Genomic DNA, 22,102 nt, shown 5'->3' on the forward strand with positions numbered 1-22,102 from the left:
TGTCTAAAGAAAAATTTGAACGTTCAAAACCGCACGTTAACGTTGGTACTATCGGCCACGTTGACCACGGTAAAACAACTCTGACTGCTGCAATCACTACAGTTTTAGCTAAAACTTACGGTGGTGCTGCTCGTGCATTCGACCAAATCGATAATGCGCCAGAAGAAAAAGCGCGTGGTATCACCATCTCTACTTCACACGTAGAATACGATACTCCAACTCGCCACTACGCACACGTAGACTGCCCAGGTCACGCCGACTATGTTAAAAACATGATCACTGGTGCTGCGCAAATGGACGGAGCTATTCTGGTAGTAGCAGCAACTGATGGTCCAATGCCACAAACTCGTGAGCACATCCTGTTAGGTCGTCAGGTTGGTGTTCCTTACATCATCGTATTCCTGAACAAATGTGACATGGTAGATGATGAAGAGCTGTTAGAATTAGTTGAAATGGAAGTTCGTGAACTTCTGTCTCAATACGATTTCCCAGGTGATGACACTCCAGTAATCCGTGGTTCAGCGCTGAAAGCACTGGAAGGCGAAGCAGAGTGGGAAGCAAAAATTGTTGAATTAGCAGAAGCACTGGATTCTTATATCCCAGAGCCAGAGCGTGCAATTGACAAACCATTCCTGTTACCAATCGAAGATGTATTCTCAATCTCAGGTCGTGGTACAGTAGTTACTGGTCGTGTAGAGCGTGGTATCATCAAAGTAGGTGATGAAGTTGAGATTGTTGGTATCAAAGAAACCGCAAAAACAACTTGTACTGGCGTTGAAATGTTCCGTAAATTACTTGACGAAGGTCGTGCAGGTGAGAACGTAGGTGTTCTGCTGCGTGGTACAAAACGTGAAGAAATCGAACGTGGACAAGTACTGGCGAAACCAGGTTCAATCAACCCACACAACAAATTTGAATCAGAAGTTTATATTCTGAGCAAAGATGAAGGTGGTCGTCACACTCCATTCTTCAAAGGCTACCGTCCACAGTTCTACTTCCGTACAACTGACGTAACTGGTACTATCGAATTACCAGAAGGCGTAGAAATGGTAATGCCAGGCGACAACGTGAACATGATCGTTGAACTGATCCACCCAATCGCAATGGACGAAGGTTTACGCTTCGCAATCCGTGAAGGTGGCCGTACAGTAGGTGCGGGTGTTGTTGCTAAAGTATTAGGTTAATTCCTAGCTTTATTATTTTTGAAAAGGGCATCTGATGATGCCCTTTTTTAGTTTATGCCTCTATTAACGATAACTAGCTTATTGCCATTATTCATTTTTTATTATCATCAGCACAATTAGATAGATCTGTACGATAAATAGAAATTGAAATAACAATGATTATCATTTACTATCTTGATAGGTAGTTAATGAGGTCGTTATTATGTATGTCTGTCTGTGTCATGGTGTGAGTGATAAAAAAATTATCTCTACTGTTCATAAACATCAAATTCGAACAATCAATCAATTGCGTCAAATCCTACCTGTAGGCAGTTGTTGTGGTAAATGTATACGTCAAGCTCGTCAACTTATAGATGATGAACAACACCTCCTTTATCCTCAAATTTCTGAAGTTGCATAACAGTTTTTAATATTCCTTTCTCTCTACTTTGTATAAAAGGTCTACACTAAAAAGACTGGAAGCAAAGGAGCATAAAAATGAAAGGTGATAAAAAAATGATAGCCCACCTTAATAAATTATTAGGTGGTGAACTTGTTGCAATTAATCAGTATTTCTTGCATGCCCGTATGTTTAAAAATTGGGGATTTACTCGCCTTAATGCGATGGAATACCATGAGTCTATTGATGAAATGAAGCATGCTGATAAATATATTGAGCGTATTTTATTTTTAGAAGGTATCCCTAACTTACAAGATTTAGGAAAACTCAATATCGGTGAAGATGTTGAAGAGATGTTGCGTTCAGATCTTGAACTCGAATTAGGGGGAGCAAAAGACTTACGTGAAGCTATCGCTTATGCTGATTCAATTCATGATTATGTGAGCAGAGATCTGATGCTAGAAATCTTAACGGATGAAGAAGGGCATATCGATTGGATTGAAACCCAACTGGAGCTTATTGAGCGTATCGGGCTACAAAACTATCTTCAAGCGCAAATGATTGAAGAGTGATCTCATCTTTTAGCAAAAAAAAGTATTAATCTTTCTTTATTGCTATCTATCGAATTTATAAAAGCAAAGGTAACGCTATTGTTGCCTTTGCTTTTTATTTTTTAAGTTCAATTTGCTGTGACTAGATAATTTTTATCGCTGTTTTTTTATTCTTGGCTTGATTTCATCTCTCAGGCAAGTATAATGCGCAGGCTCACTGATTTAGTGGGGCTGATTTATCAGCTAATGCAGATTTTTTTATTGCATTAATATAATACTCCCGATTGGGGAGTTATATGCAGAACGATTACACTCTCTCATCAATCGAAATGGGTACGAGTAGTAATCATTTACGTTTATAAAAAATAGTTGGAGCTCTGGTCTCATGCAGAACCAAAGAATCCGTATCCGCCTGAAAGCTTTTGATCATCGTCTGATTGATCAATCAACTGCGGAAATCGTAGAGACTGCTAAGCGCACAGGTGCGCAAGTTCGTGGTCCAATCCCACTGCCGACTCGCAAAGAGCGTTTCACAGTGTTGATTTCTCCGCACGTTAATAAAGATGCGCGTGATCAGTATGAAATTCGCACTCACAAACGTCTGGTTGACATCGTTGAGCCAACCGAGAAAACCGTTGATGCTCTGATGCGTCTGGATCTGGCTGCCGGCGTAGACGTGCAGATCAGCCTAGGTTAATCAGGTCATCAAGCGATTGAGAGGTTGAAACAATGATTGGTTTAGTCGGTAAAAAAGTAGGAATGACTCGTATCTTCACTGAAGATGGCGTTTCAATCCCTGTAACCGTTATCGAAATTGAAAACAACCGTGTTACTCAGGTCAAAGATCTAGAGAAAGACGGTTATCGTGCAATTCAGGTGACTACAGGTAGCAAAAAAGCGAACCGTGTACTGAAACCTGAAGCAGGTCATTTTGCTAAAGCTGGCGTTGAAGCTGGCCGCTTACTGCGTGAATTCCGTCTGAACGAAGGCGAAGAATACACTGTAGGTCAAAGCATTAGTGTAGAAATTTTCGCTGACGTTAAAAAAGTCGACGTTACTGGAACATCTAAAGGTAAAGGTTTTGCTGGTACTGTAAAGCGCTGGAACTTCCGTACTCAAGATGCTACCCACGGTAACTCCTTGTCTCACCGCGTTCCGGGTTCTATCGGTCAGAACCAGACTCCGGGTCGTGTATTTAAAGGCAAGAAAATGGCAGGTCAACTGGGTAACGAACAAGTTACCGTTCAGAGCCTGGAAGTAGTACGTGTTGACGCTGAGCGCAACCTGCTGCTGGTCAAAGGTGCTGTCCCAGGTGCAACTGGCAGTGACCTGATCGTTAAACCAGCTGTCAAGGCGTAACGTCGAGGAGATAGGAATGGAATTGGTAATGAAAGACGCGCAAGGCGCGCTGACTGTTTCCGAAACTACCTTCGGGCGTGACTTTAACGAAGCGCTTGTGCATCAAGTAGTCGTTGCATACGCTGCTGGTGCTCGTCAAGGTACTCGTGCTCAGAAAACTCGTGCTGAAGTTTCTGGTTCAGGCAAAAAGCCATGGCGCCAGAAAGGTACAGGTCGTGCACGTTCAGGTTCAATCAAGAGCCCAATTTGGCGCTCTGGTGGTGTTAGCTTCGCAGCTAAACCACAGGACCACAGTCAAAAAGTAAACAAAAAGATGTACCGCGGTGCTCTGAAGAGCATTCTGTCAGAACTGGTACGTCAAGATCGTCTGATCGTCGTAGAGAAGTTCTCTGTTGAAGCGCCTAAAACTAAGCTTTTAGCACAGAAACTGAAAGATATGGCTCTGGAAGATGTACTGATTGTCACAGCAGAAGTTGATGAGAATCTGTATTTAGCAGCACGTAACTTATACAAAGTAGACGTTCGTGATGCAGCAACAATCGATCCAGTTAGCTTAATCGCCTTCGACAAAGTCGTCATGACTGCTGACGCTGTGAAGCAAGTTGAGGAGATGCTGGCATGATCCGTGAAGAACGTCTGCTGAAAGTACTGCGCGCGCCGCATGTATCTGAAAAAGCTTCTATCGCGATGGAAAAATCAAACACCATCGTTCTCAAAGTTGCTAAAGACGCGACCAAAGCAGAGATTAAAGCAGCTGTACAAAAACTGTTTGAAGTCGAAGTTGAAAGTGTTAACACTCTGCTGATGAAAGGCAAAGTGAAACGTCACGGTCAGCGTATTGGTCGTCGTAGCGACTGGAAAAAAGCTTACGTCACCCTGAAGGAAGGCCAGAATCTGGACTTCGTCGGCGGCGCTGAGTAAGTCGGAGGAGTAAAGAACAATGGCAATTGTTAAATGTAAACCTACGTCTCCGGGCCGTCGCCACGTAGTTAAAGTGGTAAACCCAGAGCTGCATAAAGGGAAACCTTATGCGCCATTGCTGGAAAAGAACAGCAAATCCGGTGGTCGTAACAACAATGGTCGTATCACTACCCGTCATATCGGTGGTGGTCACAAACAGGCTTACCGTATTGTTGACTTTAAACGCAACAAAGATGGTATCCCTGCGACAGTAGAACGTCTGGAATATGATCCAAACCGTTCAGCTAACATCGCTTTAGTGCTGTATGCTGATGGTGAACGCCGCTACATCCTGGCTCCAAAAGGCCTGAAAGCGGGTGATAAAGTTCAATCTGGCGTTGATGCTGCTATCAAAACGGGTAACACCTTACCAATGCGTAATATCCCGGTTGGTTCTACCGTTCATAACGTAGAAATGAAACCAGGTAAAGGTGGTCAGTTAGCTCGTTCAGCTGGTACTTACGTTCAAATCGTTGCGCGTGATGGTGCTTATGTCACTATTCGTCTGCGTTCTGGTGAAATGCGTAAGATCCCTTCTGATTGCCGTGCAACTATCGGTGAAGTAGGTAACTCTGAGCACATGTTACGCGTTCTGGGTAAAGCTGGTGCAAGTCGCTGGCGTGGTATTCGTCCTACCGTTCGCGGTACTGCGATGAACCCAGTAGACCACCCACACGGTGGTGGTGAAGGTCGTAACTTTGGTAAACACCCAGTAACACCTTGGGGCGTTCAAACCAAAGGTAAGAAGACTCGTAAAAACAAACGCACTGAACACTTTATCGTTCATCGTCGTACTAAGAAATAATTAGAGGATAAGCCATGCCACGTTCTCTCAAGAAAGGTCCATTTATTGACCTGCACTTGCTGAAGAAGGTAGAGAAAGCGGTGGAAAGCGGTGACAAAAAGCCTGTTAAGACTTGGTCCCGTCGTTCAACGATCTTTCCTAACATGATCGGTTTGACCATCGCTGTCCATAATGGTCGTCAGCATGTTCCAGTTTACGTTTCCGACGAAATGGTTGGTCACAAACTGGGTGAATTCGCGCCGACCCGTACTTATCGCGGTCATGCAGCCGATAAAAAGGCTAAGAAGAAATAAGGTAGGAGGAAGAGATGGAAACTATCGCTATACATCGCCACGCTCGTTCTTCTGCTCAGAAGGTTCGCCTGGTGGCAGACCTGATTCGCGGTAAGAAAGTGTCGCAAGCTCTGGAAACTCTGACCTATACCAACAAGAAAGCTGCTGGTTTAGTGAAGAAAGTACTCGAGTCTGCTATTGCTAATGCAGAACACAACGATGGCGCTGACATTGATGATCTGAAAGTAGCTAAGATCTTTGTTGACGAAGGTCCTTCTATGAAGCGCATTATGCCTCGTGCAAAAGGCCGTGCAGATCGTATTCTGAAGCGCACCAGCCACATCACTGTGGTTGTGTCCGATCGCTGAGACTCTGGAGACTAGCAATGGGTCAAAAAGTACATCCTAATGGTATCCGCCTTGGCATTGTCAAGCCTTGGAATTCCACATGGTATGCGGGTACCAATGAATTCGCTGACAACCTAGACAGCGATTTTAAAGTGCGCCAGTACTTAACTAAAGAACTGGCAAAAGCATCTGTATCTCGTATCGTTATCGAACGTCCTGCGAAAAGCATCCGTGTGACTATTCACACTGCTCGCCCAGGTATCGTTATCGGTAAAAAAGGTGAAGATGTAGAAAAACTGCGTAAAAACGTAGCGGATATCGCTGGCGTTCCTGCGCAAATTAATATCGCCGAAGTACGTAAACCTGAACTGGACGCAAAATTAGTTGCTGACAGCATCACTTCACAGCTGGAACGTCGTGTTATGTTCCGTCGTGCTATGAAGCGTGCGGTACAGAACGCAATGCGTTTAGGCGCTAAAGGTATTAAAGTGGAAGTAAGTGGTCGTTTAGGCGGCGCTGAAATCGCTCGTACTGAATGGTATCGTGAAGGTCGTGTACCTCTGCACACTCTGCGTGCAGATATCGACTACAATACCTCAGAAGCACATACTACTTATGGTGTGCTCGGCGTTAAGGTATGGATCTTCAAAGGTGAGATCCTGGGTGGTATGGCTGCGGTTGAACAGGCGGAAAAACCAGCCGCTCAACCTAAAAAGCAGCAGCGTAAAGGCCGCAAGTAAGGAGAGTCGCTGATGTTACAACCTAAGCGTACAAAATTCCGTAAAGTGCATAAAGGCCGCAACCGTGGCTTAGCTATAGGTACGGATGTAAGCTTCGGGACTTACGGTCTTAAAGCTGTGGGCCGTGGTCGTCTGACTGCACGTCAGATCGAAGCGGCACGTCGTGCAATGACCCGTGCAGTTAAGCGTCAGGGTAAAATCTGGATCCGTGTGTTCCCAGACAAACCAATCACTGAAAAGCCGCTCGAAGTCCGTATGGGTAAAGGTAAAGGTAACGTAGAGTATTGGGTTGCCTTGATCCAGCCAGGTAAAGTCCTATATGAAATGGATGGTGTGCCTGAAGAAGTGGCCCGTGAAGCATTTCAGCTAGCGGCAGCAAAACTGCCTATCAAAACCACCTTTGTAACTAAGACGGTGATGTAATGAAAGCAAAAGAGCTGCGCGAAAAGAGCGTTGAAGAGCTGAACACTGAATTGCTGAACTTACTGCGTGAGCAGTTCAATCTGCGTATGCAGGCAGCAAGTGGTCAGTTACAACAGTCTCATCTGTTGAAACAAGTGCGTCGTAATATCGCACGCGTTAAGACTTTACTGACTGAGAAGGCGGGTGCGTAATGACCGATAAAATCCGTACTCTGCAAGGTCGTGTGGTAAGTGACAAAATGGAAAAATCTGTTGTTGTTGCTATCGATCGTATGGTGAAACATCCATTATATGGTAAATTCATCCGTCGTACGACTAAACTGCATGTACATGACGAGAACAACGAATGTGGCATGGGTGACGTAGTAGAAATTCGTCAAACACGTCCTATCTCTAAGACTAAGTCTTGGGCGTTAGTTCGCGTTGTAGAAAAAGCTGTTCTGTAATAAAATAGCCTTTTCGTACGAAATAAACGGCTCAAAACTGAACGAGCCGTTTATTTTTTCTGTCCATATCGAGAATGTGGTGTTATAATGCCGCTCCCTCGTATTATGGGATATTGAACGGCCTCTTCTAATGTGGAAGTGGCTCAGTAGTAGTTGACATTTAGCGGAGCACTAAAATGATCCAAGAACAGACTATGCTGAACGTGGCCGACAACTCCGGTGCACGTCGCGTAATGTGTATCAAGGTTCTAGGTGGCTCGCACCGTCGCTACGCAGATGTAGGTGACATCATCAAAATTACCATTAAAGAAGCAATTCCACGTGGTAAAGTTAAGAAAGGTGATGTACTGAAAGCGGTAGTGGTGCGCACCAAGAAGGGTGTTCGTCGCCCTGACGGTTCTGTCATTCGCTTCGATAGCAACGCTTGTGTATTGTTAAACAACAACAGCGAGCAAGTTATTGGTACGCGTATTTTTGGGCCGGTTACTCGTGAACTTCGTAACGAGAAGTTTATGAAAATAATCTCTCTGGCACCTGAAGTACTCTAAGGAGCAGGCAATGGCAGCGAAAATCCGTCGTGAAGACGAAGTTATCGTGCTAACTGGTAAAGATAAAGGTAAGCGCGGTAAAGTAAAACAGGTTCTTTCTTCTGGTAAAGTTATCGTTGAAGGTATCAATCTGGTTAAAAAACATCAGAAGCCAGTACCGGCTCTGAACCAACCAGGTGGCATCGTTGAAAAAGAAGCTGCAATTCAAGTTTCTAACGTTGCAATCTTCAATGCGGCAACCGGCAAGGCTGACCGTGTAGGTTTTAGATTCGAAGACGGCAAAAAAGTTCGTTTCTTCAAATCTAATAAAGAAACTATCAAGTAATTTGGAGTATACGATGGCGAAACTGCATGATTACTACAAAGACGAGGTAGTCCAAAAACTGATGTCTCAGTTTGGTTACCATTCTGTCATGCAAGTCCCTCGGGTCGAGAAGATCACCCTGAACATGGGTGTTGGTGAAGCAATTGCTGATAAAAAACTGCTGGATAATGCAGCGGCTGATTTAGCAGCAATCTCAGGTCAAAAACCTCTGATCACCAAAGCACGCAAATCTGTTGCAGGCTTCAAAATCCGCCAGGGCTATCCGATCGGCTGTAAAGTGACCCTGCGTGGCGAACGCATGTGGGAGTTCTTTGAACGTCTGATCTCTATTGCTGTACCACGTATCCGTGACTTCCGTGGTTTGTCCGCTAAATCATTCGATGGACGTGGTAACTACAGCATGGGCGTGCGTGAACAAATCATCTTCCCTGAAATCGATTACGATAAAGTGGATCGTGTTCGTGGTTTGGATATTACCATTACTACGACTGCGAAATCTGATGATGAAGGTCGCGCATTGTTAGCAGCGTTTAACTTCCCGTTCCGCAAGTAAGGCAGGGCATTCATGGCTAAGAAATCTATGAAAGCACGTGATGTAAAACGTGCGAATTTAGCTGAGAAATTCTTCGCAAAACGCGCAGAACTGAAAGCTATCGTTTCAGATGTAAACGTATCTGATGAAGATCGTTGGAATGCTGTTCTGAAACTGCAAACACTGCCACGTGATTCAAGTCCTTCACGTCAGCGTAACCGCTGCCGTCAAACTGGACGTCCGCACGGTTTCCTGCGGAAATTTGGCCTAAGCCGTATTAAAGTCCGTGAAGCCGCTATGCGCGGTGAAATCCCGGGCCTTAGAAAGGCTAGCTGGTAATCACCCTAATTGAATCACGGGAGTAAAGACAGATGAGCATGCAAGATCCCATCGCGGATATGCTGACCCGTATCCGTAACGGTCAGGCCGCGAATAAAGTTGCGGTCACAATGCCTTCCTCCAAGCTGAAAGTGGCGATTGCCAACGTGCTTAAGGAAGAAGGTTATATCGAAGATTTTAAAATTGAAGGCGACACTAAGCCAGAACTGGAAATCACTTTAAAATATTTCCAAGGTAAGGCTGTAGTAGAAAGCATTCAGCGCGTAAGCCGTCCAAGTCTGCGCATCTATAAAAGAAAAGATGAGCTGCCACAAGTTATGGCAGGACTGGGCATCGCTGTTGTTTCTACCTCAAAAGGTGTTATGACTGATCGTGCAGCTCGCCAAGCAGGTCTTGGTGGCGAGATTATCTGCTACGTAGCTTAATTCGGGAGGAAAGAATGTCTCGTGTGGCAAAAGCACCCGTCGTCATTCCTGCCGGCGTAGAGGTTAAACTCAACGGTCAGGTAATTACGATTAAGGGTAAAAACGGCGAGCTTACTCGTACTATCCATAATGCAGTTGAAATTCAACATGCTGACAACCAACTAACTTTCGCACCACGCGATGGTTATGCTGATGCATGGGCACAAGCGGGTACTACTCGTTCACTGCTAAATGCAATGGTTGTAGGTGTTACCGAAGGCTTCACTAAGAAACTGCAACTGGTAGGTGTAGGTTATCGTGCGTCTGTTAAGGGCAACACAGTTAACTTATCAGTAGGTTATTCACATCCAGTGGAACACCAACTGCCAGCAGGCATCACTGCTGAATGTCCAACACAAACTGAAATCCTACTGAAAGGTGCGGATAAGCAAGTGATTGGTCAAGTAGCAGCTGAACTGCGTGCTTACCGTCGCCCTGAACCTTATAAAGGTAAAGGTATTCGTTACGCCGACGAAGTTGTGCGTATCAAAGAGGCTAAGAAGAAGTAAGGTAACACTATGGATAAGAAAGCAGCTCGTATCCGTCGTGCGACCCGCGCACGCCGTAAGCTCCAGGAACTGGGTGCGACTCGCCTGGTGGTACATCGTACCCCTCGCCATATTTATGCGCAGGTTATTGCACCAAACGGTTCTGAAACTTTGGTGGCCGCTTCTACTACAGAAAAAGCTATCATTGAGCAACTGAAAAACACTGGAAACAAAGAAGCAGCAGCAGTAGTTGGTAAAATTGTTGCTGAACGCGCTCTGGAAAAAGGTATCAAATCAGTATCATTTGACCGTTCCGGTTTCCAATATCATGGTCGAGTCCAGGCACTGGCAGATGCTGCCCGTGAAGCTGGCCTTCAGTTCTAAGGTAGGAGTGTAAGATGGCTCACATCGAGAAACAAGCTGGCGAACTGCAGGAAAAGCTGATCGCGGTAAACCGCGTATCGAAAACCGTTAAAGGTGGTCGTATCTTTAGCTTCACCGCTCTTACAGTAGTTGGTGATGGTAATGGCCGCGTTGGTTTTGGATATGGCAAAGCTCGCGAAGTTCCGGCAGCAATCCAGAAAGCGATGGAAAAAGCCCGTCGCAATATGAAAACCGTCGCTTTAAACAACGGTACTCTGTTCCACCCTATTAAAGGTACTCATACAGGTTCTCGCGTATTTATGCAGCCTGCTCATGAAGGTACTGGTATCATCGCAGGTGGTGCAATGCGTGCAGTTCTAGAAGTGGCTGGCGTTCGTAACGTACTGGCTAAAACCTATGGTTCCACGAATCCGATTAACGTCGTTCGTGCAACACTGGACGCTTTAGATAGCATGAAGTCTCCAGAAATGGTCGCAGCTAAGCGTGGTAAATCCGTTGAAGAAATTCTGGGGTAATGACCATGGCTAAGACTATTAAAATTACTCAAACACGCAGTTTAATCGGCCGTCTGCCTAAACATAAGGCAACTATGGCTGGTTTAGGTCTGCGTCGCATCGGTCACACTGTAGAACGCGAAGATACACCAGCAGTTCGCGGTATGATCAACTTGGTTTCCTATATGGTTAAAGTTGAGGAGTAAGAGATGCGTTTAAATACTCTGTCTCCGGCTGAAGGTGCCAAGCATGCGCCTAAACGTGTAGGTCGTGGTATCGGTTCTGGCCTGGGTAAAACTGGCGGCCGTGGTCACAAAGGTCAGAAATCTCGTTCTGGCGGTGGCGTACGTCGTGGTTTTGAAGGTGGTCAGATGCCTTTATACCGTCGTTTACCAAAATTTGGTTTTACTTCACGTAAATCATTCGTGACTGCGGAAATCCGTCTGTCTGATTTGGCTTATGTTGAAGGCGATGTAATCGATCTGAATGCACTGAAAGCCGCAAACGTTGTTGGCCCACAGATTGAATTTGCAAAATTAATTCTGTCTGGCGAGGTTAACCGTGCAGTGACTATTCGTGGTCTGCGTGTTACCAAAGGTGCCCGTGCAGCAATCGAATCAGCTGGCGGTAAAATTGAGGAATAAGTGACAGATGGCTAAACAACCAGGGTTAGATTTTCAGAGTGCTAAAGGTGGTATAGGTGAACTAAAACGCAGATTACTGTTTGTTCTTGGTGCACTAATTGTCTTTAGGATTGGCTCTTTTATTCCTATCCCTGGTATTGATGCCACTGTGCTTGCCAAATTGCTCGATCAGCAAAAAGGCACCATCATTGAAATGTTTAACATGTTCTCTGGTGGTGCTCTTAGCCGTGCTTCTATCTTTGCGCTGGGTATCATGCCTTATATTTCGGCATCGATTATTATCCAACTATTATCAGTGGTTAACCCTCGGTTAGCGGAGATTAAGAAGGAAGGGGAGGCCGGTCGTCGTAAGATCAGCCAATATACCCGTTATGGTACTTTGGTGCTGGCGATATTCCAATCTATTGGTATCGCAACAGGCTTACCGAATATGCCAGGAATGCAAGGTCTGGTTATTAATCCAGGCTTACCATTCTATATTACGGCTGTTGTGAGCTTAGTCACAGGGACAATGTTCCTGATGTGGTTAGGTGAGCAAATCACTGAACGTGGTATTGGTAACGGTATCTCAATCATTATCTTTGCAGGTATCGTTGCAGGTCTTCCACCTGCCATTGGTCAAACCATCGAGCAGGCGCGGCAAGGCGAACTGCACTTCCTCCTGTTATTGTTGGTTGCAGTATTGGTGTTCGCGGTAACTTTCTTTGTTGTTTTTGTAGAAAGAGGACAACGTCGTATCGTTGTTAACTATGCAAAACGTCAACAAGGGCGTAGAATATACGCGGCACAAAGTACACATCTACCACTTAAGGTAAATATGGCGGGTGTAATACCGGCAATTTTTGCTTCAAGTATTATTCTGTTTCCTGGTACAATAACCTCTTGGTTTGGCGATGGTACAGGATGGGGTTGGCTGACGACAATTTCTTTAAATTTACAGCCTGGTCAACCTATTTATGTGTTACTATACGCTGCTGCAATCATCTTCTTCTGTTTCTTCTATACGGCGTTGGTTTTCAACCCAAGAGAAACGGCAGATAACCTGAAGAAGTCCGGTGCATTTGTACCAGGAATTCGCCCGGGAGAGCAGACGGCTAAATATATAGATAAAGTGATGACACGTTTAACCTTAATCGGTGCCCTGTACATTACCTTTATCTGTCTCATCCCGGAGTTCATGCGTGACGCAATGAAAGTACCTTTCTATTTTGGTGGTACTTCCCTCTTAATCGTGGTTGTGGTCATCATGGATTTTATGGCTCAAGTGCAAACTCTCCTGATGTCAAGTCAGTATGAGTCTGCATTGAAAAAAGCAAACCTTAAAGGCTAATTACCGATAAGATGGGTTTGTTTTAGAAGTTACGGAGAGTAAAAATGAAAGTTCGTGCTTCCGTCAAGAAAATGTGCCGTAACTGCAAAATCGTTAGACGTCACGGCCACGTGCGTGTAATTTGCAGTGTTGACCCTAAGCATAAACAGCGTCAAGGCTAAATTATTGCATTTTTTTCTTGCAAAGTTCGGTTGAGCTGGCTAAATTAGCCAGCCCAATCATTTATAATCATACAGTATTGTTTGAGTATCCTGAAAACGGGCTTTTCAGAATAGTACTGTATAAAGTTAATTTAGGAGTGCATAGTGGCCCGTATAGCAGGCATTAACATTCCTGATCATAAACATACCGTAATCGCTTTAACATCGATTTACGGCATTGGTAAAACTCGTTCACAGGCTATCTGTGAAGCAACGGGTATTGCTGAAAATGTTAAGATCAGTGAGCTGTCTGAAGAGCAAATCGACAAGCTGCGTGACGAAGTTGCCAAATACGTTGTAGAAGGTGATCTACGTCGTGAAGTTACCCTGAGCATCAAACGTCTGATGGATCTTGGTACTTACCGTGGTTTACGTCATCGTCGTGGTCTACCAGTTCGCGGTCAGCGTACTAAGACTAACGCACGTACCCGTAAGGGTCCGCGTAAGCCGATCAAGAAATAATCGGGGTATTTGAACAATGGCAAAAGCACCTATTCGTGCACGTAAGCGTGTAAGAAAACAAGTCTCTGACGGTGTGGCTCATATCCATGCTTCTTTCAACAACACAATCGTTACTATTACAGACCGTCAAGGTAACGCGTTGGGTTGGGCTACTGCCGGTGGTTCCGGTTTCCGTGGTTCTCGTAAATCTACTCCGTTTGCGGCTCAGGTTGCAGCAGAACGTTGCGCTGAAGCTGTTAAAGAGTACGGAATTAAGAACTTGGAAGTTATGGTAAAAGGACCTGGTCCTGGTCGTGAGTCAACTATCCGTGCATTAAACGCGGCTGGTTTCCGCATCACTAATATTACTGATGTGACTCCGATTCCTCATAACGGTTGTCGTCCACCGAAAAAACGTCGCGTTTAATAACGGTTTCGTTTTTAGGATAGTTGGAGAAAGAAAATGGCAAGATATTTGGGTCCTAAGCTCAAGCTGAGCCGTCGCGAAGGTACAGATTTATTTCTGAAATCTGGCGTTCGGGCGATTGACACCAAGTGTAAACTGGAACAAGCACCAGGTCAGCACGGCGCACGTAAACCGCGTCTGTCTGATTACGGTGTTCAGTTACGTGAAAAACAAAAAGTACGTCGTATTTACGGTGTTCTAGAGCGTCAATTCCGTAACTACTACAAAGAAGCAACACGTCTGAAAGGCAACACAGGTGAGAACTTACTTACTCTGTTAGAAGGTCGTCTGGATAACGTTGTTTATCGTATGGGCTTTGGCGCAACTCGCGCAGAAGCACGTCAGATGGTTAGCCACAAAGCAATCATGGTAAATGGTCGCGTGGTTAATATTGCTTCTTATCAGGTTTCCCCGAATGACGTAGTCAGCGTTCGTGAAAAATCGAAAAAACAGTCTCGTATTAAGGCTGCTTTAGAGCTGGCTGAACAGCGTGAAAAGCCAACATGGCTGGAAGTTGATGCTGCTAAGATGGAAGGTGTGTTCAAACGTATTCCTGAACGTACTGACTTGTCTGCGGACATTAACGAGCACCTGATCGTCGAGCTTTACTCCAAGTAAGGCTTAGCACCAAAGAGAGGACACAATGCAGGGTTCTGTGACAGAGTTTCTAAAACCGCGCCTGGTTGATATCGAGCAAGTGAGTTCGACGCACGCCAAGGTGACCCTTGAGCCATTAGAGCGAGGCTTCGGCCACACTCTAGGTAACGCACTGCGCCGTATTCTGCTTTCGTCTATGCCGGGTTGTGCGGTAACAGAGGTTGAGATTGATGGTGTACTGCATGAGTACAGCACCAAAGAAGGTGTTCAGGAAGATATCCTAGAAATACTGCTCAACCTTAAGGGGTTGGCGGTAAAAGTTCATGGTAAAGATGAAGTAATTCTTACTTTGAGCAAATCTGGCATTGGCCCTGTTATTGCAGCCGATATCATCCATGACGGTGATGTCGAAATCGTCAAGCCGCAGCACGTTATCTGCCACCTTACAGACGAAAACGCATCTATTAATATGCGTATCAAAGTTCAGCGTGGTCGTGGTTATGTGCCGGCTTCTGCCCGAATTCATTCGGAAGAAGATGAGCGCCCTATCGGTCGTTTACTAGTAGATGCGTGTTATAGCCCAGTTGAGCGAATCGCTTATACTGTGGAAGCAGCGCGTGTTGAACAACGTACCGACTTGGATAAGCTGGTAATCGAGATGGAGACTAACGGTACTATCGATCCAGAAGAATCGATTCGCCGTGCAGCGACTATCCTGGCTGAACAGCTTGAAGCTTTTGTTGACTTACGTGATGTTCGTCAGCCTGAAGTTAAAGAAGAGAAGCCAGAGTTCGATCCGATCCTGCTGCGCCCAGTTGACGATCTTGAATTGACTGTCCGCTCTGCTAACTGTCTGAAGGCAGAAGCAATCCACTACATCGGTGATCTGGTACAGCGTACTGAAGTTGAATTACTTAAGACGCCTAACCTTGGTAAGAAATCTCTTACTGAGATTAAAGACGTACTGGCGTCGCGTGGTTTATCTCTGGGCATGCGCCTTGAGAATTGGCCACCTGCAAGTATCGCTGATGAATAAGATCACAGGTTAAGGTTTTACTGAGAAGGATAAGGTCATGCGCCATCGTAAGAGTGGTCGTCAATTGAACCGCAACAGCAGCCATCGTCAGGCTATGTTTCGCAACATGGCAGGTTCTTTAGTTCGTCATGAAATCATCAAGACAACTTTGCCTAAAGCGAAAGAACTGCGTCGCGTCGTTGAGCCGCTGATTACTCTTGCCAAGACCGACAGCGTAGCTAATCGTCGTCTGGCATTCGCCCGTACTCGTGACAACGAAGTCGTGGCAAAACTGTTTACAGTATTAGGTCCGCGTTTTGCGAGCCGTGCAGGTGGTTACACTCGTATTCTGAAGTGTGGCTTCCGTGCAGGTGACAATGCTCCAATGGCTTACATTGAGCTTGTTGACCGTGCTGATTCTGAAACAGAAGCAGCTGCTGAATAATAAATTATTATTTAGCGAAGCGAATAAAAAGACCGGATTTTTTAATCCGGTTTTTTTATTGCTATAGATTAGCAATAAATTTAAATTTATTGGTTCCTCCCTTTAATGACTCGCTACTTCTTTATTTATGTGGGTGCTATATATTTACTTTTGAATATGCTGCTATTGTGCGAAAGTAAGTATTAAGTATCGCACTATATTTCAATTCTATTTTTTTGGTTATTTGTTATGCTTACTTATCATTAGTTTGAGGAGTGATCAATGTATCGCATCGGCCAAATTGCAAAATTAGCGAATGTTACAACAGATACTATCCGTTTTTATGAAAAACAAGGATTGATGGAACATGATAGACGGACAGAAGGTGGCTATCGTCTGTATACAGAACAAGATTTGCAAAGATTACGCTTTATTCGTTATGCCAAAGAGTTAGGCTTTACTCTGGATGCTATTACTGAGTTACTTTCAATTAGAGTCGATCCTGCGCATCATACTTGTGTAGAATCAAAACATATTGTTGATGCTAGGCTAGCAGAAGTTGAGGCTCGTCTAAAAGAAATGGAAAAGATGCGTGATTCTTTAAAAATGTTAAGCAATGCTTGCTGTGGAACCGCTCATGAAAGTACATATTGTTCAATTCTAGAAATACTTGAATCTGGAGCGACAAAGCAATAATATCTGCACTGAAGATTGTTGTTCTATGCTTTATGTTCTTTAATAATTTAAGAGGTTTTTATGTCTAGCAAATATCAGCACCAAAAAGGTGTGATCAAAGATAATGCGTTAGCTGCACTTGTTCATGATCCTTTATTTAGACAACGGGTAGAAAAAAATAAGAAAGGCAAAGGCAGCTATATGAGAAAGGCAAAACATAATAAGAAAGGTAACTGGGAGGCCAGTGATAACAAATATTTTCAATTGTTATCACTGGCCTTTTAGTTTTTATTTTTGCTGATTTTTTAATAGATCACGGATTTCTGTTAATAAAGTTTCTTCTGCTGAAGGTGCAGGTGGTGCTTTAGGTTGCTCTTCTTCTTGTCTGCGCATCTTATTAATTAATTTAATCGCACAGAAAATAGCAAACGCGACAATGGCAAAATCAAAAACAGTTTGTATAAAGGCACCATAGTTTAAGATAACGGCAGGTATATCCCCATGAGCCTCTCTTAGTACTAAACTAAATTGTTTAAAATCGATCCCTCCAATGAGTAAGCCTAATGGAGGCATAATCACATCAGCTACTAAGGATGAAACAATTTTTCCGAATGCGGCACCAATGATGACACCGACTGCCATGTCAACAACATTGCCTTTCATTGCAAATTCACGAAACTCTTTGAAAAAAGCCATAACCACCCCTTATTAGTATGGATCTAGATATAAAAATATGTGTTTAGATAATAATAATAGATCAGTATCAGTAACAATCACTACTATTCTTATTTCTACACTAGAGTTATAAGAAAAATGGACTAGGTTGGAACAGTTTTTCTACTTCAGGAACATATTTTTTATCTGTAATAAACATGATCACATGGTCACCTTGTTCTATTGAGTGACTTGCATTGGCAATAATGACATCTTCATTGCGGACAATGGCGCCGATAATTGTGCCTGGCGGAAGTTTGATATCTTGAATACGTCTACCGACAACTTTTGAGGTATTTTCATCACCATGTGCAATGGCTTCAATAGCTTCAGCAACACCGCGACGTAATGAGGAGACACTGACAATATCTGCTTTGCGAACATGACCTAATAGTGCTGAAATAGTGGCTTGTTGCGGAGAGATGGCAATATCAATGACTCCACCTTGGACTAAATCAACATAAGCACTGCGTTGAATAAGTACCATGGCTTTTTTTGCCCCCATACGTTTTGCGAGCATTGCGGACATGATATTTGCTTCATCATCATTAGTGAGTGCAATAAAGACATCGATTTGCTCAATATGCTCTTCAGCGAGTAGCTCTTGATCAGATGCATCACCATAAAACACGATAGTATCATGGAGGAGCTCTGCTAACTCGGTAGCACGTTGTTGATTATGCTCAATCAGCTTAACGCTATAATCTTTTTCTAATCTTGCCGCTAATCCTGCTCCAACGTTTCCGCCACCAACAATCATAATGCGTTTATAAGGTTTTTCTAATCGTTGTAGCTCACTCATTACTGCGCGAATATGTTGTGATGCCACCACGAAAAAGACCTCATCACCCGCTTCAATAATGGTCGATCCTTGAGGGCGAATAGGTCTATCTTGGCGAAAGATAGCCGCAACACGAGTATCAATATGTGGCATATGATCACGTAGAGTGGATAGTGCATTACCCACAAGTGATCCACCATAGTAGGCTTTTACTGCCACGATACTGACTTGACCTTCAGCAAAGTTTACTACCTGTAGGGCACCGGGGTATTGAATTAGTTTATAGATATAATCTATAACGAGGTGTTCAGGGGAGATGAGGTAATCAATAGGAATTGCTTCTGGTAAAAAAAGTTTATCTGCTTCACGAACAAATTCAGAGGCTCGGATACGAGCAACTTTATTGGGAGTATTAAATAAAGTATAAGCGACTTGGCATGCTATCATATTTGTTTCGTCAGAATTTGTGACGGCAACTAGCATATCCGCATCTTCAGCCCCCGCTTCTCTTAAGACTCTCGGATGAGATCCATGACCATTTACAACTCTTAAATCAAATTTATCTTGAAGTTGACGTAAACGGGTAGCATCAGTATCGACAACAGTAATATCGTTATTCTCACCGACAAGATTTTCAGCGAGAGTGCCACCCACTTGACCTGCGCCTAAGATAATAATTTTCATCGTCAGTTCTCAGAATATTCGATTAACAAATACAAGATCAATGTCTGTTCACATCGAGCTTGTGTTGGAATAGTAGCTTCTTTTAGATCTGATATCATCTTTTATCAGAAGATCATTTTTTGTTGATCAGCGCATAAAAGAAGCCATCACCGCTATATTGCTCCGGTAAGCATTGATGCTGATAGTCACATTGAGCATCTTGCATTGACGATAAGAAGGCTGCAATTTGTTGGCTATTTTCTTCCGGTAAAATAGAACAAGTAGCATAAACTAATGTGCCGCCTGATTTTAGGTATGGCCATATAGCATGTAATATTTCTTTTTGAATTTGCGCTAACTGAGCTATGTCTTCATTACGACGTAGCCATTTGATATCTGGATGGCGACGTATAACGCCAGTTGCTGAGCAAGGAGCATCAAGTAAGATCCTGTCAAATTGCATATTTGCACACCATTGCTCTGGATAACGTCCATCACCACTTTTGACTGTGGCATGTAGTTTTAAGCGGTTTAGATTTTCTTTAACTCTGGCTAAACGTTGCTCATCGATATCAATGGCGAGAACATGCGCTTTAGGGGCTATTTCTAAGATATGGGTTGTTTTTCCCCCAGGGGCTGCACATAAATCAAGAATTTGTTCGTTATTTTGTGGCGCTAATAATTCTGCACAACGCTGAGCGCTGCGGTCTTGAACAGTGACCCAGCCCTCATTAAACCCTGGTAACAGGTGAACATTACAAGGTGTTTCTAAACGAATAGCATTGGGATGGTGGTCATCGGAGAACGCGCTGATCCCTTCTTTTTCAAGCAGCGCTAAGTACTGTTCACGTGAATGATGTATTTGATTTACCCGTAACCACATTGGTGGCTTTTGGTTATTTCCTTCAATAATACTTTCCCATAGCTCAGGGTAGGCGTTTTTTATTCGTGTAAGTAACCAAGAAGGGTGCAAATAGCGGCTATCATTATTTTGGAAACGTTCCATTAATACATCTTGTTGACGCTGAAATTGGCGTAATACACCGTTAATTAACCCTTTTAATTGTGGTTTTTTCAGTGCGATAGCACCATTAACAGTTTCAGCGAGTGCTGCATGGGCAGGAACTCGAGTATAAAGGAGCTGATATAAACCGACCATAATGAGGTAATGTAAAATTCGTTGTTTACCTTTCAGTGGTTTATCCATTAGTTGTTGGATGATCCATTCTAGCTGGGGTAAGGTACGTAAGGTACCAAAGCAGAGCTCTTGCAAGAGCGCTTTGTCTTTATCTGAAATGTTTTTTTGTAATTCAGGGATCACCGAACTTAATGATAAGCCTTGATCTAAAACTTGAGCTATTGCCTTTGCTGCAATACTGCGTAAGTTGTATGACGTTTTCATAGTGAATTAGCGTTTATATATTGGCCGCCAGAGAAGAATAATATTGGCGTAAAAAAAAGATCCCCCTGAAATATTGTTATTTCAAGGGGTAGTATCATTATTGAATGATTTTCCCAGGGGTAAACCAATCTCTTTTGGAATTTAGGAAATCGGCTGATGCCATAGGTTTTTTACCTGATGGTTGAAGCTTGGTGATATTTAAAATGCCTTCACCTGTTACGATATAAATGCCTGTTTTATCTGCTTTCAATAATGTACCTGGTATTTGATTGGTATTATCCGACGCGATAACTTGTGCTTCCCATACTTTCACCGGCTGATCATCGAGCATAAAAAAGCTCATAGGCCATGGATTAAACGCTCTAATACAACGTTCTATCTGTTGTGCAGATAACGACCAATTAATTTTTGCTTCTTCCTTTGATAGCTTTTCTGCGTAATTCGCTAGGCTATCATCTTGTTTTTCCGCTTTTAACTCACCGCTAATGATAAGATCTAATGTATTAATTAGTGCTTTAGGCCCCAGCTCTGCTAATTTAGCATAAAGAGAAGCACTCGTGTCTTGATGAGTAATTGGGCATGATGCTTTATAAAGCATATCGCCAGTATCTAAACCAACATCCATTTGCATAATGGTGACGCCAGTTTCTGTATCGCCCGCCCATAAGGCACGTTGGATAGGTGCAGCACCTCGCCATTTAGGTAGAAGAGAGCCATGGACGTTTAAGCAACCTAAACGAGGGATATCAAGTACTGCTTTGGGTAAAATCATACCATAAGCAACAACAATCATAACGTCAGGTTGTAGTGCTTTGATCCACTCATGATTCTCTTCTGGTTTTAACGATGTCGGTTGATAAACAGGAATGTTATTAGTTAATGCCAGTTCTTTCACTGGATTAATCGTCAGCTTCTTACCTCTTCCTGCGGGTTTATCTGGTGGCGTTAATACCCCAACAATATGATGTTGAGTTGATAACAGAGCAGCTAAATGTCGGGCTGCAAAGTCGGGTGTTCCCGCAAAGATAATACGTAATGAATCAGACACGTTTTTTTCCTGTTACAAGTAAATCACTATTGTCCCGCTTTTGCTCTTCTCTTATCGAGCTTTTCAACTTTTTGGCGGATACGTTGGCGTTTTAATGGAGATAAATAATCCACAAATAATTTGCCAACTAAATGATCCATCTCATGTTGAATACAAATAGCGAGTAAGTCATCAGCTTCTAATTCAAAAGGTTGTCCGTTGTAATCAAGCGCTCTTACTTTTACGCGCTCTGCACGAGGCACAAATGCGCGTTGTTCAGGTATTGATAAACAACCTTCCTCTATTCCGGTATCACCTTCCTGATCAAGAAGTTCTGGATTAATGAGTACCAGTTTTTGATCTCGTGTTTCAGAGATATCAATGACGATGATGCGCTGGTGGATATCCACCTGTGTCGCAGCTAAACCGATACCTTCTTCCAAATACATTGTTTCAAACATATCATCGACAATTTTTTGAATTTCGGCATCAACTTTTTCGACTGGCTTTGCAATGGTGCGAAGGCGCTCGTCTGGATAATGTAATACGTGTAATACTGCCATAATTTATTTGGACTGTTTCTAAAATGTGAATGAGAATTAACGTCTATTCTAGACATTTATTGTCTGGATTGACAGTATTTGCTGAGTTTAGCACTCACCTTGTATGTTAAAAAATAACACT

The 22,102-nt window shown here is 43.5% G+C and carries 38 protein-coding genes; 33 read left to right on the top strand and 5 right to left on the bottom strand.

Annotated elements, in window-relative coordinates; all coding sequences use genetic code 11:
• The 33 genes from tuf to AACQ49_RS03410 form a co-directional block, all read left to right on the top strand.
• Positions 1-1,184 (top strand): elongation factor Tu (gene tuf / locus AACQ49_RS03250; RefSeq protein ID WP_017627866.1); only part of this gene is annotated, 1,184 nt, incomplete at its 5' end.
• A 202-nt stretch (positions 1,185-1,386) separates the two neighbouring features.
• Positions 1,387-1,584: a bacterioferritin-associated ferredoxin gene (gene bfd, locus AACQ49_RS03255; protein WP_004246968.1), complete on the top strand. Its 198-nt coding sequence runs from the start codon at positions 1,387-1,389 to the stop codon at positions 1,582-1,584.
• 77 nt (positions 1,585-1,661) lie between these two features.
• Complete coding sequence (gene bfr / locus AACQ49_RS03260) at positions 1,662-2,135, top strand: bacterioferritin (RefSeq protein WP_004246967.1); 474 nt, start codon at positions 1,662-1,664, stop codon at positions 2,133-2,135.
• Between the two features lie 364 nt (positions 2,136-2,499).
• Positions 2,500-2,811: a 30S ribosomal protein S10 gene (gene rpsJ, locus AACQ49_RS03265; RefSeq protein WP_001181005.1), complete on the top strand. Its 312-nt coding sequence runs from the start codon at positions 2,500-2,502 to the stop codon at positions 2,809-2,811.
• A gap of 32 nt (positions 2,812-2,843) precedes the next feature.
• Positions 2,844-3,473, top strand: coding sequence for a 50S ribosomal protein L3 (rplC, locus tag AACQ49_RS03270; RefSeq protein WP_004246966.1), 630 nt, complete (start codon positions 2,844-2,846; stop codon positions 3,471-3,473).
• A gap of 16 nt (positions 3,474-3,489) precedes the next feature.
• Entirely contained in the window at positions 3,490-4,095 is a 606-nt protein-coding gene (rplD, locus tag AACQ49_RS03275) for a 50S ribosomal protein L4 (RefSeq protein ID WP_004246964.1), read from the top strand.
• Positions 4,092-4,394 (top strand): 50S ribosomal protein L23, encoded by a 303-nt coding sequence (rplW, locus tag AACQ49_RS03280; RefSeq protein ID WP_004246962.1) that lies wholly within the window; start codon positions 4,092-4,094, stop codon positions 4,392-4,394. Before rplD ends, rplW begins: the two co-directional genes overlap by 4 nt.
• 19 nt (positions 4,395-4,413) lie before the next feature.
• On the top strand, positions 4,414-5,238 hold the full coding sequence (rplB, locus tag AACQ49_RS03285) for a 50S ribosomal protein L2 (RefSeq protein WP_004246961.1): 825 nt from the start codon (positions 4,414-4,416) through the stop codon (positions 5,236-5,238).
• A gap of 14 nt (positions 5,239-5,252) precedes the next feature.
• Positions 5,253-5,531 (top strand): 30S ribosomal protein S19, encoded by a 279-nt coding sequence (rpsS, locus tag AACQ49_RS03290; protein ID WP_004246960.1) that lies wholly within the window; start codon positions 5,253-5,255, stop codon positions 5,529-5,531.
• 14 nt (positions 5,532-5,545) lie between these two features.
• The gene (gene rplV, locus AACQ49_RS03295) at positions 5,546-5,878 is read left to right on the top strand and encodes a 50S ribosomal protein L22 (RefSeq protein ID WP_004246959.1); all 333 of its coding nucleotides are present in this window, start codon (positions 5,546-5,548) and stop codon (positions 5,876-5,878) included.
• A gap of 17 nt (positions 5,879-5,895) precedes the next feature.
• Positions 5,896-6,597 (top strand): 30S ribosomal protein S3, encoded by a 702-nt coding sequence (gene rpsC, locus AACQ49_RS03300; RefSeq protein WP_004246958.1) that lies wholly within the window; start codon positions 5,896-5,898, stop codon positions 6,595-6,597.
• Between the two features lie 12 nt (positions 6,598-6,609).
• Complete coding sequence (rplP, locus tag AACQ49_RS03305) at positions 6,610-7,020, top strand: 50S ribosomal protein L16 (protein ID WP_004246957.1); 411 nt, start codon at positions 6,610-6,612, stop codon at positions 7,018-7,020.
• Positions 7,020-7,211, top strand: coding sequence for a 50S ribosomal protein L29 (rpmC, locus tag AACQ49_RS03310; RefSeq protein ID WP_004238624.1), 192 nt, complete (start codon positions 7,020-7,022; stop codon positions 7,209-7,211). The genes rplP and rpmC overlap by 1 nt, the downstream gene beginning before the upstream one ends.
• Positions 7,211-7,465: a 30S ribosomal protein S17 gene (rpsQ, locus tag AACQ49_RS03315; RefSeq protein ID WP_004246956.1), complete on the top strand. Its 255-nt coding sequence runs from the start codon at positions 7,211-7,213 to the stop codon at positions 7,463-7,465. The genes rpmC and rpsQ overlap by 1 nt, the downstream gene beginning before the upstream one ends.
• Positions 7,466-7,641: 176 nt before the next feature.
• Positions 7,642-8,013 carry a 50S ribosomal protein L14 gene (gene rplN / locus AACQ49_RS03320; RefSeq protein WP_004246955.1) on the top strand — a complete coding sequence of 124 codons (372 nt, stop codon included), beginning with the start codon at positions 7,642-7,644 and terminating at the stop codon, positions 8,011-8,013.
• 10 nt (positions 8,014-8,023) lie between these two features.
• Positions 8,024-8,338, top strand: a complete 315-nt coding sequence (gene rplX / locus AACQ49_RS03325; protein WP_004246953.1) for a 50S ribosomal protein L24 — start codon at positions 8,024-8,026, stop codon at positions 8,336-8,338.
• A gap of 13 nt (positions 8,339-8,351) precedes the next feature.
• On the top strand, positions 8,352-8,891 hold the full coding sequence (gene rplE / locus AACQ49_RS03330) for a 50S ribosomal protein L5 (protein WP_004246952.1): 540 nt from the start codon (positions 8,352-8,354) through the stop codon (positions 8,889-8,891).
• Between the two features lie 12 nt (positions 8,892-8,903).
• Positions 8,904-9,209, top strand: a complete 306-nt coding sequence (gene rpsN / locus AACQ49_RS03335) for a 30S ribosomal protein S14 (RefSeq protein WP_004246951.1) — start codon at positions 8,904-8,906, stop codon at positions 9,207-9,209.
• Between the two features lie 32 nt (positions 9,210-9,241).
• Positions 9,242-9,634 carry a 30S ribosomal protein S8 gene (gene rpsH / locus AACQ49_RS03340; RefSeq protein WP_004246950.1) on the top strand — a complete coding sequence of 131 codons (393 nt, stop codon included), beginning with the start codon at positions 9,242-9,244 and terminating at the stop codon, positions 9,632-9,634.
• A 14-nt stretch (positions 9,635-9,648) separates the two neighbouring features.
• Complete coding sequence (gene rplF / locus AACQ49_RS03345; RefSeq protein WP_004246948.1) at positions 9,649-10,182, top strand: 50S ribosomal protein L6; 534 nt, start codon at positions 9,649-9,651, stop codon at positions 10,180-10,182.
• Between the two features lie 9 nt (positions 10,183-10,191).
• Positions 10,192-10,545 carry a 50S ribosomal protein L18 gene (gene rplR / locus AACQ49_RS03350; RefSeq protein ID WP_004246947.1) on the top strand — a complete coding sequence of 118 codons (354 nt, stop codon included), beginning with the start codon at positions 10,192-10,194 and terminating at the stop codon, positions 10,543-10,545.
• Positions 10,546-10,559: 14 nt separating this feature from the next.
• Positions 10,560-11,060, top strand: coding sequence for a 30S ribosomal protein S5 (gene rpsE, locus AACQ49_RS03355; RefSeq protein ID WP_004246946.1), 501 nt, complete (start codon positions 10,560-10,562; stop codon positions 11,058-11,060).
• A 5-nt stretch (positions 11,061-11,065) separates the two neighbouring features.
• A complete protein-coding gene (gene rpmD, locus AACQ49_RS03360; RefSeq protein ID WP_012368690.1) occupies positions 11,066-11,245 on the top strand; it encodes a 50S ribosomal protein L30 in 180 nt (59 codons plus the stop codon).
• A gap of 3 nt (positions 11,246-11,248) precedes the next feature.
• Complete coding sequence (gene rplO, locus AACQ49_RS03365; RefSeq protein WP_004246944.1) at positions 11,249-11,683, top strand: 50S ribosomal protein L15; 435 nt, start codon at positions 11,249-11,251, stop codon at positions 11,681-11,683.
• A gap of 7 nt (positions 11,684-11,690) precedes the next feature.
• Positions 11,691-13,013 (top strand): preprotein translocase subunit SecY, encoded by a 1,323-nt coding sequence (secY, locus tag AACQ49_RS03370; RefSeq protein WP_004246943.1) that lies wholly within the window; start codon positions 11,691-11,693, stop codon positions 13,011-13,013.
• Positions 13,014-13,057: 44 nt separating this feature from the next.
• Positions 13,058-13,174, top strand: coding sequence for a 50S ribosomal protein L36 (gene rpmJ, locus AACQ49_RS03375; RefSeq protein WP_012368691.1), 117 nt, complete (start codon positions 13,058-13,060; stop codon positions 13,172-13,174).
• Positions 13,175-13,318: 144 nt separating this feature from the next.
• A complete protein-coding gene (gene rpsM / locus AACQ49_RS03380; protein WP_004249689.1) occupies positions 13,319-13,675 on the top strand; it encodes a 30S ribosomal protein S13 in 357 nt (118 codons plus the stop codon).
• A 16-nt stretch (positions 13,676-13,691) separates the two neighbouring features.
• Entirely contained in the window at positions 13,692-14,081 is a 390-nt protein-coding gene (rpsK, locus tag AACQ49_RS03385; protein WP_002919257.1) for a 30S ribosomal protein S11, read from the top strand.
• A 36-nt stretch (positions 14,082-14,117) separates the two neighbouring features.
• On the top strand, positions 14,118-14,738 hold the full coding sequence (gene rpsD, locus AACQ49_RS03390) for a 30S ribosomal protein S4 (RefSeq protein WP_004246942.1): 621 nt from the start codon (positions 14,118-14,120) through the stop codon (positions 14,736-14,738).
• Positions 14,739-14,763: 25 nt separating this feature from the next.
• On the top strand, positions 14,764-15,753 hold the full coding sequence (locus AACQ49_RS03395) for a DNA-directed RNA polymerase subunit alpha (RefSeq protein WP_004246941.1): 990 nt from the start codon (positions 14,764-14,766) through the stop codon (positions 15,751-15,753).
• 37 nt (positions 15,754-15,790) lie between these two features.
• Positions 15,791-16,177: a 50S ribosomal protein L17 gene (gene rplQ, locus AACQ49_RS03400; RefSeq protein WP_004246940.1), complete on the top strand. Its 387-nt coding sequence runs from the start codon at positions 15,791-15,793 to the stop codon at positions 16,175-16,177.
• 261 nt (positions 16,178-16,438) lie between these two features.
• Positions 16,439-16,852, top strand: coding sequence for a Zn(2+)-responsive transcriptional regulator (gene zntR / locus AACQ49_RS03405; RefSeq protein ID WP_004246939.1), 414 nt, complete (start codon positions 16,439-16,441; stop codon positions 16,850-16,852).
• 60 nt (positions 16,853-16,912) lie between these two features.
• A complete protein-coding gene (locus tag AACQ49_RS03410; protein ID WP_004246938.1) occupies positions 16,913-17,116 on the top strand; it encodes an alternative ribosome-rescue factor A in 204 nt (67 codons plus the stop codon).
• A 3-nt stretch (positions 17,117-17,119) separates the two neighbouring features.
• Here AACQ49_RS03410 and mscL read toward each other — a convergent pair whose 3' ends face one another.
• The 5 genes from mscL to def all read right to left on the bottom strand — a co-directional run bounded on the left by mscL (position 17,120) and on the right by def (position 21,981).
• Positions 17,120-17,527, bottom strand: a complete 408-nt coding sequence (gene mscL, locus AACQ49_RS03415; RefSeq protein ID WP_004246937.1) for a large-conductance mechanosensitive channel protein MscL — start codon at positions 17,525-17,527, stop codon at positions 17,120-17,122.
• Between the two features lie 106 nt (positions 17,528-17,633).
• Entirely contained in the window at positions 17,634-19,010 is a 1,377-nt protein-coding gene (gene trkA, locus AACQ49_RS03420; RefSeq protein WP_004246936.1) for a Trk system potassium transporter TrkA, read from the bottom strand.
• A gap of 112 nt (positions 19,011-19,122) precedes the next feature.
• The gene (gene rsmB / locus AACQ49_RS03425) at positions 19,123-20,391 is read right to left on the bottom strand and encodes a 16S rRNA (cytosine(967)-C(5))-methyltransferase RsmB (protein ID WP_004249887.1); all 1,269 of its coding nucleotides are present in this window, start codon (positions 20,389-20,391) and stop codon (positions 19,123-19,125) included.
• 97 nt (positions 20,392-20,488) lie between these two features.
• Complete coding sequence (gene fmt, locus AACQ49_RS03430) at positions 20,489-21,439, bottom strand: methionyl-tRNA formyltransferase (protein WP_004246934.1); 951 nt, start codon at positions 21,437-21,439, stop codon at positions 20,489-20,491.
• A gap of 26 nt (positions 21,440-21,465) precedes the next feature.
• Complete coding sequence (def, locus tag AACQ49_RS03435; protein WP_004246933.1) at positions 21,466-21,981, bottom strand: peptide deformylase; 516 nt, start codon at positions 21,979-21,981, stop codon at positions 21,466-21,468.
• Positions 21,982-22,102: the final 121 nt, after the last annotated feature.

Origin of the sequence: Proteus sp. G2675 (genome assembly GCF_963886535.1) — a bacterium.
Lineage (GTDB): Bacteria > Pseudomonadota > Gammaproteobacteria > Enterobacterales > Enterobacteriaceae > Proteus > Proteus mirabilis.

What these genes read in the sequence shown, in the direction of transcription:
- bfd (WP_004246968.1), top strand. Translation starts at nt 1,387, where the DNA reads ATGTATGTCTGTCTGTGTCATGGTGTGAGTGATAAAAAAATTATCTCT.
- bfr (WP_004246967.1), top strand. Translation starts at nt 1,662, where the DNA reads ATGAAAGGTGATAAAAAAATGATAGCCCACCTTAATAAATTATTAGGT.
- rpsJ (WP_001181005.1), top strand. Translation starts at nt 2,500, where the DNA reads ATGCAGAACCAAAGAATCCGTATCCGCCTGAAAGCTTTTGATCATCGT.
- rplC (WP_004246966.1), top strand. Translation starts at nt 2,844, where the DNA reads ATGATTGGTTTAGTCGGTAAAAAAGTAGGAATGACTCGTATCTTCACT.
- rplD (WP_004246964.1), top strand. Translation starts at nt 3,490, where the DNA reads ATGGAATTGGTAATGAAAGACGCGCAAGGCGCGCTGACTGTTTCCGAA.
- rplW (WP_004246962.1), top strand. Translation starts at nt 4,092, where the DNA reads ATGATCCGTGAAGAACGTCTGCTGAAAGTACTGCGCGCGCCGCATGTA.
- rplB (WP_004246961.1), top strand. Translation starts at nt 4,414, where the DNA reads ATGGCAATTGTTAAATGTAAACCTACGTCTCCGGGCCGTCGCCACGTA.
- rpsS (WP_004246960.1), top strand. Translation starts at nt 5,253, where the DNA reads ATGCCACGTTCTCTCAAGAAAGGTCCATTTATTGACCTGCACTTGCTG.
- rplV (WP_004246959.1), top strand. Translation starts at nt 5,546, where the DNA reads ATGGAAACTATCGCTATACATCGCCACGCTCGTTCTTCTGCTCAGAAG.
- rpsC (WP_004246958.1), top strand. Translation starts at nt 5,896, where the DNA reads ATGGGTCAAAAAGTACATCCTAATGGTATCCGCCTTGGCATTGTCAAG.
- rplP (WP_004246957.1), top strand. Translation starts at nt 6,610, where the DNA reads ATGTTACAACCTAAGCGTACAAAATTCCGTAAAGTGCATAAAGGCCGC.
- rpmC (WP_004238624.1), top strand. Translation starts at nt 7,020, where the DNA reads ATGAAAGCAAAAGAGCTGCGCGAAAAGAGCGTTGAAGAGCTGAACACT.
- rpsQ (WP_004246956.1), top strand. Translation starts at nt 7,211, where the DNA reads ATGACCGATAAAATCCGTACTCTGCAAGGTCGTGTGGTAAGTGACAAA.
- rplN (WP_004246955.1), top strand. Translation starts at nt 7,642, where the DNA reads ATGATCCAAGAACAGACTATGCTGAACGTGGCCGACAACTCCGGTGCA.
- rplX (WP_004246953.1), top strand. Translation starts at nt 8,024, where the DNA reads ATGGCAGCGAAAATCCGTCGTGAAGACGAAGTTATCGTGCTAACTGGT.
- rplE (WP_004246952.1), top strand. Translation starts at nt 8,352, where the DNA reads ATGGCGAAACTGCATGATTACTACAAAGACGAGGTAGTCCAAAAACTG.
- rpsN (WP_004246951.1), top strand. Translation starts at nt 8,904, where the DNA reads ATGGCTAAGAAATCTATGAAAGCACGTGATGTAAAACGTGCGAATTTA.
- rpsH (WP_004246950.1), top strand. Translation starts at nt 9,242, where the DNA reads ATGAGCATGCAAGATCCCATCGCGGATATGCTGACCCGTATCCGTAAC.
- rplF (WP_004246948.1), top strand. Translation starts at nt 9,649, where the DNA reads ATGTCTCGTGTGGCAAAAGCACCCGTCGTCATTCCTGCCGGCGTAGAG.
- rplR (WP_004246947.1), top strand. Translation starts at nt 10,192, where the DNA reads ATGGATAAGAAAGCAGCTCGTATCCGTCGTGCGACCCGCGCACGCCGT.
- rpsE (WP_004246946.1), top strand. Translation starts at nt 10,560, where the DNA reads ATGGCTCACATCGAGAAACAAGCTGGCGAACTGCAGGAAAAGCTGATC.
- rpmD (WP_012368690.1), top strand. Translation starts at nt 11,066, where the DNA reads ATGGCTAAGACTATTAAAATTACTCAAACACGCAGTTTAATCGGCCGT.
- rplO (WP_004246944.1), top strand. Translation starts at nt 11,249, where the DNA reads ATGCGTTTAAATACTCTGTCTCCGGCTGAAGGTGCCAAGCATGCGCCT.
- secY (WP_004246943.1), top strand. Translation starts at nt 11,691, where the DNA reads ATGGCTAAACAACCAGGGTTAGATTTTCAGAGTGCTAAAGGTGGTATA.
- rpmJ (WP_012368691.1), top strand. Translation starts at nt 13,058, where the DNA reads ATGAAAGTTCGTGCTTCCGTCAAGAAAATGTGCCGTAACTGCAAAATC.
- rpsK (WP_002919257.1), top strand. Translation starts at nt 13,692, where the DNA reads ATGGCAAAAGCACCTATTCGTGCACGTAAGCGTGTAAGAAAACAAGTC.
- rpsD (WP_004246942.1), top strand. Translation starts at nt 14,118, where the DNA reads ATGGCAAGATATTTGGGTCCTAAGCTCAAGCTGAGCCGTCGCGAAGGT.
- AACQ49_RS03395 (WP_004246941.1), top strand. Translation starts at nt 14,764, where the DNA reads ATGCAGGGTTCTGTGACAGAGTTTCTAAAACCGCGCCTGGTTGATATC.
- rplQ (WP_004246940.1), top strand. Translation starts at nt 15,791, where the DNA reads ATGCGCCATCGTAAGAGTGGTCGTCAATTGAACCGCAACAGCAGCCAT.
- zntR (WP_004246939.1), top strand. Translation starts at nt 16,439, where the DNA reads ATGTATCGCATCGGCCAAATTGCAAAATTAGCGAATGTTACAACAGAT.
- AACQ49_RS03410 (WP_004246938.1), top strand. Translation starts at nt 16,913, where the DNA reads ATGTCTAGCAAATATCAGCACCAAAAAGGTGTGATCAAAGATAATGCG.
- mscL (WP_004246937.1), bottom strand. Translation starts at nt 17,527, where the DNA reads ATGGCTTTTTTCAAAGAGTTTCGTGAATTTGCAATGAAAGGCAATGTT.
- trkA (WP_004246936.1), bottom strand. Translation starts at nt 19,010, where the DNA reads ATGAAAATTATTATCTTAGGCGCAGGTCAAGTGGGTGGCACTCTCGCT.
- rsmB (WP_004249887.1), bottom strand. Translation starts at nt 20,391, where the DNA reads ATGAAAACGTCATACAACTTACGCAGTATTGCAGCAAAGGCAATAGCT.
- def (WP_004246933.1), bottom strand. Translation starts at nt 21,981, where the DNA reads ATGGCAGTATTACACGTATTACATTATCCAGACGAGCGCCTTCGCACC.